Source organism: Deinococcus rhizophilus (assembly GCF_030271215.1).
Taxonomy (GTDB): domain Bacteria; phylum Deinococcota; class Deinococci; order Deinococcales; family Deinococcaceae; genus Deinococcus; species Deinococcus rhizophilus.
Window position 1 is genome coordinate 1 of record NZ_JASNGB010000281.1, and the last position, 2207, is coordinate 2207.

Below are 2207 nucleotides of genomic sequence, written 5' to 3' on the forward strand. Positions count from 1 at the left end.
CGAACTCGCGGGCGCGGTGGGGGCGGGCGGCCAGGGCACCCAGCGCCGTGGCGAGCAGGCCGGGCCGGGGCCCGACCAGCAGGCCCGACACCCCGTCCTGCACGAGTTCGGCCTGCGCCGGAATGGGCGTCGTCACGACCGGAAGGGCCGAGGCCATCGCCTCCAGCGTGACCAGCGACTGGTTCTCCGCCAGGGTGGGTTGCAGCAGGGCGTCGGCCGCGCGGTAGAGGTCGGGCATGTCCCAGCGGCGCCCCAGGAACCGCGCATTGGTGATCCGGCCCCGCCGCGCTGCCCCCTGCACGAGGTTCCCCAGCGGCGAGTCCATGTCCCCGGTAAAGACGAAGTCGAGGTCAGGGGCCGCCCGCGCCGCGAGCAGGGCCGTCATCTGGTTCTTCTCGGGAGCGAAGCGGCCTGGCACGAGGACGGTGAAGCGCCCGAAGCCGTGTGCCTCGCGCAGCGCCCCCCGCTCGGCCTCATCGTGGGCGGGGCGATACCGCTCGGGGTCCACGCCGTTGTGCAGCACGCGCACGTCGGGGAGCCGCATCTGCCGCCGCACGAAGTCCCCGGCCCACTCGGAGACCGTCAGAATCCGGTCGGCCTGCCGGAAGGGTCCGGCCTTGGTCCAGGGGTAAGCCTCGCGGTGGGTGAAGCGCAGGGGCTGGGGGTAGTGGAACTCCATCTGGTCGTGGCTGACCACCCAGCGCGGCCCCCGGAGGCGCGGCAGCAGCTCGCTGTAGTGGTGGCGGTACCACATCTGCAGGACGCGCAGGTCGAAGTCGCGGGTCAGTTCGGGCAGCTCCTCCAGCGCCCCGTACCGGTGCACAGCCACGCCCGCCTCCCCGAAGCGGCGCACGAGTTCGTCGAGCCGGGGCTCCAGGCTCAGGAACATCGTCGTGCGCAGGCCCCGTGCCTGCAGCATCGGCAGCAGGTCGAGCAGCCAGACCTCGCTGCCCGCCACGCGCGGCGCGTCGGTCATGAAGGCGATGTGGGTGCGGGGGGAAGGAACGGTGGGGGCGGGGGTGGTGGAGGGAGCCGACGAACGCATTCGCGCAGGCTAGAGCAAGCGGGGGCGCGGGGGCACGGGACTGGACGGCCCGGCTCCTACTCCACCGCCTCCCCGCGCTGGAGCCGGACCGCCCTCACGAGGTTCTGGAACATCAGCGCACCCGTCAGCGGCCCGACGCCGCCCGGCACCGGGGTCTGCGCCCGCACGGGAAGGTCCGGCCGGGCGTCGCCCACCACCCCTTCCCCCTCCTGGGGCACGTTGATGCCCGCGTCCACGACGACGTGGTGCGGCTGCACATGCTCCGGGCGCAGCAGGTCCGCGTGCCCCACGGCGACGACCACCGCGTCCTGATCGCGCAGGACCCCGGTGAGGTCGCCCGTGTGCTCGTTGCATAGGGTCACGGTGGCTCCGCGGTTGTTCAGCATGAAGGTCAGGGGCCGCCCCACCGTGCGCCCCGGCCCGATCACGGCGACCCGCCGCCCCCGCAGATCGTCGCCCAGCGCCTCGCGCAGCAGAAAGCGCACGCTGCGCGGGGTGGGGGGCAGCAGGGCCTCGGCCTCGCGGCCCGCCGCGATCAGGGCAAGGTTGGCGGGGGTCAGGCCCTCCACGTCCTTGCGGGGGGCGATATGCAGCAGGGCGGCGTCGGCGTCCAGTCCCGGCGCCAGCGGCAGTTCCAGGACGATGCCGTGCACCTGCGGGTCGGCGGAGAGGTCGCGCAATTCGGCCTCCAGCTCGGCCTGGGTCGCCCCCGCGCCCAGGTCACGCACGCGGAACTGGACGCCGAGCTTCCGGGCCTGCCGCTCCTTGCTGTGGACATAGACCGCCGAAGCCTCGTCGTGGGAGGCGAGCACCGAGACGAGGTGCGGCTGGAAGTCCCACCCGGCGAGGGCCGCCCGCACCTCGCGGGTCACCCGCCCCGCGAGGGGTTTTCCCAGGAGAGAAGTCGTCATCGCCTCTCCCCTAGTGCCGGAAATGCCGCGAGCCGGTGAAGACCATGCTCAGGCCCAGGGCGTTTGCCGCCGCGATCACTTCCGGGTCGCGCTTGGCCCCGCCAGGCTGGAGGATGGCCGTGACGCCCGATTCCGCCGCCAGCCGCACCACGTCGTCGAAGGGGAAGAAGGCCTCGGAGGCGAGCACCGCGCCGCGTGCCCGCTCGCCCGCGTTGGCGACGGCCCGCTCGGCGGCCCAGATGCGGCTGACC

At 73.6% G+C, this 2207-nt stretch carries 2 protein-coding genes and 1 pseudogene; all 3 read right to left on the reverse strand.

Annotation, left to right across the window (positions count from 1 at the left end; genetic code table 11):
* Positions 1-1045, reverse strand: a 1045-nt coding sequence (locus tag QOL99_RS16560) for a glycosyltransferase family 4 protein (RefSeq protein WP_285525436.1), incomplete at its 3' end; no start/stop codon positions are given.
* Positions 1046-1101: 56 nt separating this feature from the next.
* Positions 1102-1956: a bifunctional 5,10-methylenetetrahydrofolate dehydrogenase/5,10-methenyltetrahydrofolate cyclohydrolase gene (locus tag QOL99_RS16565; RefSeq protein WP_285525437.1), complete on the reverse strand. Its 855-nt coding sequence runs from the start codon at positions 1954-1956 to the stop codon at positions 1102-1104.
* Between the two features lie 10 nt (positions 1957-1966).
* Positions 1967-2207: pseudogene (gene purH / locus QOL99_RS16570) on the reverse strand (bifunctional phosphoribosylaminoimidazolecarboxamide formyltransferase/IMP cyclohydrolase); the annotation flags it as partial.

What these genes read in the sequence shown, in the direction of transcription:
- QOL99_RS16565 (WP_285525437.1), bottom strand. Translation starts at nt 1,956, where the DNA reads ATGACGACTTCTCTCCTGGGAAAACCCCTCGCGGGGCGGGTGACCCGC.